We start from the raw sequence: 3,261 nt of genomic DNA, 5'->3' as shown, positions 1-3,261 counted from the left end.
AGTTCGACGCCTGGCGCTGGCACGACTACTGGGTGCCGCTGGACGTGGTGGTGGAATTCAAGCGCGGCGTGTACGAAATGGCGCTGACCGAGCTGGCCCGCTACCTGCCGCGCAACGACCACCGCAACCGCTATCTGCGCGCGGGAAGCCGTGCGCCGCGGTCGGCTGAGCCGTCAGAGCCCTGGTCGCCCGCCATGCCGTCACCCGCCGGGCTGGAGCTGCCTCCCGGGGCCAGTTTCGACCCCGATCCCCAGGCGCGACAGCCACACGCTGGCCTGAAGTAAAAAAGCCCGCCACCCCGCCGCCGCCGCGCAGCGGTGGTGGTGGTGGGTTTCAGGCCCGCGTGAGCACCAGGTTGTCGCGGTGAATCATCTCGGGCTCGGCGGCGTAGCCCAGCAAACGCTCGAAGTCGCCCGACGACTTGCGGCAGATCAGGCGCGCCTCCGGGCTGGCGTAGTTGGCCAGACCACGGGCGATTTCCGCACCATCGGGCCCACGCACGGCGATCACGTCGCCGCGGGAGAAATCACCCTCGACCGCCGTCATGCCGATCGGCAGCAGGCTCTTGCCCTCACCGACGATCTTCCCGACCGCACCGGCGTCCACCACCACCGAACCCCGCATCTGCAGGTGGTCGGCCATCCACTGCTTGCGCGCCTGCTGTTTGGCGGTCTGTGCCACCAGGCAGGTGCCGATCGCCTCACCCTCGCACAAGCGCTGCAGCACGCGCGGCTCACGCCCCCAGGCGATCACAGTGGAGGCACCGGAGCCGGCGGCCCGCTTGGCGGCCAGGATCTTGGTGATCATGCCGCCCTTGCCAATGCCCGAGCCGGCACCGCCGGCCATGGCTTCGAGCTGTGGGTCGCCTGCGCGCGCCAGGTGCACGAACTGAGCAGCGGGGTCGCGCCTCGGGTCCGCGGTGTACAAGCCCTTCTGATCGGTCAGGATCACCAGCGCATCCGCCTCCACCAGGTTCGCCACCAGCGCCCCCAGCGTGTCGTTGTCGCCGAACTTGATCTCGTCGTTGACCACGGTATCGTTTTCATTGATCACCGGCACCACGCCCAGCTGCAGCAACGTCAGCAGGGTGGATCGCGCATTGAGGTAACGCTCACGATCGGCCAGGTCGGCGTGCGTCAGCAGCACCTGGGCACTGCCGACACCGCACTCGCGCAGCTTGGTCTCGTACATCTGCACCAGGCCCATCTGCCCCACAGCAGCCGCAGCCTGCAGCTCGTGGATTTCTTTCGGGCGACTGGTCCAGCCCAGGCGCTTCATGCCTTCGGCCACTGCGCCGCTGCTGACCATGATGAGTTCGCGCCCCTGCTGGACCAGCGCGGCCAGCTCCTGGCTCCACTGGCCGATGGCCTGCTCATCCAGCCCGCGGCCTTCGTTGGTCACCAGACTGGAGCCCACCTTGACCACGATGCGGCGAGCCGCCTTCAACACACTGGTCTCAGACGCCGGGCTGCTCACGGGAATCAAGGTTTCGCTCATGCTGGTTTGCGTGGGAAATGGACAAGACCGGCCTCGAATCAGACACCGCGCGGGTCGCCGTCGGCGAACCGCGGATCGACCACCACAGGCGCCTGATGCGACTGAAATTCCTGCGCCAGGTACTGATACACCAGTTGCACCAAGCGCTCGCAACCCTCGCGGGTCAACGCCGAAATCTCGAACACCGGCCCCTTGTGCTTCAGGCGCTTGACGATGTCCTTGACGCGCGCTTCGCGCTCCTCGGCCGGCACCATGTCCAGCTTGTTGAGCACCAGCCAGCGCGGCTTGGCGTGCAGCGCAGGGTCGAATTTTTTGAGCTCGGCCACGATGGCCTTGGCTTGCTGCACGGGGTCGACCGCATCGTCAAACGGCGCCACGTCCACCAGGTGCAACAGCACGCGGGTGCGCTGCAAATGACGCAAAAACTGGTGACCCAGACCGGCGCCTTCCGAGGCGCCTTCGATCAACCCCGGTACATCGGCCACCACAAAGCTTTTCTCCGGCCCCACACGCACCACCCCCAGGTTGGGGTACAGCGTCGTGAACGGATAGTCGGCGATCTTGGGCCGCGCATTGGAAATGGCAGAAATCAGCGTGGACTTGCCGGCATTGGGCATGCCCAGCAGACCCACATCGGCCAGCACCTTGAGTTCCAGCTTGAGAGCCTTGTGCTCACCCGGCCAGCCCGGCGTTTTCTGACGCGGCGCGCGGTTGGTCGAGCTCTTGTAGTGCATGTTGCCAAAACCACCATCACCCCCTTTGGCGATGGTGATCTGCTCACCCGGGTTGAGCAGTTCGAACAACACCTCGCCGGTCTCGGCGTCGCTGATGATGGTGCCCACCGGCATCTTGAGCACGATGTCATCGCCCTTGACGCCGAACATGTCCGAACCTTTGCCGTGTTCGCCGCGCTCCGCTTCAAAACGGCGCGTGTAGCGAAAATCCACCAGTGTGTTCAAGCTGGCGTCGGCCACGGCGTAGACATGGCCGCCCCGGCCGCCATCTCCGCCATCGGGCCCGCTGAATTCCTTGTACTTCTCATGCCGGAACGACGCGCAGCCGTTGCCGCCATCGCCCGCAGCGACATCGATCGTGGCTTCGTCCACAAATTTCATGATCAGCTCTTGTGAAAATTCAAACAGAAAAGGCCCGCGTGAGGCGGGCCTTTCCACTGGGATGCTGCCATCCGTTCGGTGGCCCGAGAGGGCCGCCGCATCACACGGGGGTGATGCTCACGACGTGGCGGTTGAGTTCGCCCTTGACAGCGAAGCTGACGTGACCTTCAACCGTGGCAAACAGGGTGTGGTCCTTGCCCAGGCCGACGTTGGTGCCGGGGTGGAACTTGGTGCCGCGCTGACGCACGATGATGGAACCAGCACTCACCAGTTCACCACCGAAGGCCTTCACGCCGAGCATCTTGGGCTTGGAATCGCGCCCGTTTCGCGTAGAGCCGCCGCCTTTTTTCTGTGCCATTTCAAATTACTCCTCAGGCAGCGATTGCAGCAATCTGCAGCTCGGTGAAATTTTGACGGTGGCCCTGGCGCTTCTGGTAGTGCTTGCGACGGCGCATTTTGAAGATCGTGACCTTCTCATGCCGACCGTGCGCCACCACCGTGGCCTTGACCGTTGCGCCGGAAACCAGGGGCGTGCCTACCTTGAGTTCAGTGCCGTTGCCGACAGCCAGAACCTGGTCGATCACGATTTCCTGGCCCACATCCGCAGCAATCTGTTCTACTTTAATTTTTTCGCCAGCAGCAACACGAT

General features: G+C 64.3%; 4 protein-coding genes and 1 pseudogene. 1 reads left to right on the top strand and 4 read right to left on the bottom strand.

Translation table 11 applies throughout. The annotated features are described in order from the left end of the window. Nucleotides 1-284, top strand: a pseudogene (locus RMP09_RS08580) (RNA pyrophosphohydrolase); the annotation flags it as partial. Between the two features lie 49 nt (nucleotides 285-333). Here the strand turns inward: RMP09_RS08580 and proB are convergent. The 4 genes from proB to rplU all read right to left on the bottom strand — a co-directional run. Next, entirely contained in the window at nucleotides 334-1,497 is a 1,164-nt protein-coding gene (proB, locus tag RMP09_RS08575; protein WP_310565563.1) for a glutamate 5-kinase, read from the bottom strand. A 38-nt stretch (nucleotides 1,498-1,535) separates the two neighbouring features. Then, a complete protein-coding gene (gene cgtA / locus RMP09_RS08570; RefSeq protein ID WP_310565562.1) occupies nucleotides 1,536-2,612 on the bottom strand; it encodes an Obg family GTPase CgtA in 1,077 nt (358 codons plus the stop codon). A 100-nt stretch (nucleotides 2,613-2,712) separates the two neighbouring features. Beyond that, a complete protein-coding gene (rpmA, locus tag RMP09_RS08565) occupies nucleotides 2,713-2,970 on the bottom strand; it encodes a 50S ribosomal protein L27 (RefSeq protein WP_310565561.1) in 258 nt (85 codons plus the stop codon). A gap of 13 nt (nucleotides 2,971-2,983) precedes the next feature. Continuing rightward, nucleotides 2,984-3,261: 50S ribosomal protein L21 (rplU, locus tag RMP09_RS08560; RefSeq protein WP_310565560.1), on the bottom strand; the 278-nt coding region annotated here is incomplete at its 5' end.

Source organism: Hydrogenophaga sp. (assembly GCF_031426985.1).
Classification (GTDB): domain Bacteria; phylum Pseudomonadota; class Gammaproteobacteria; order Burkholderiales; family Burkholderiaceae_C; genus Hydrogenophaga.
This window is presented reverse-complemented; position numbering and strand designations above follow the sequence as displayed.

Coding starts and splice junctions, on each gene's coding strand:
- proB (WP_310565563.1), bottom strand. CDS start 1,497: ATGAGCGAAACCTTGATTCCCGTGAGCAGCCCGGCGTCTGAGACCAGT.
- cgtA (WP_310565562.1), bottom strand. CDS start 2,612: ATGAAATTTGTGGACGAAGCCACGATCGATGTCGCTGCGGGCGATGGC.
- rpmA (WP_310565561.1), bottom strand. CDS start 2,970: ATGGCACAGAAAAAAGGCGGCGGCTCTACGCGAAACGGGCGCGATTCC.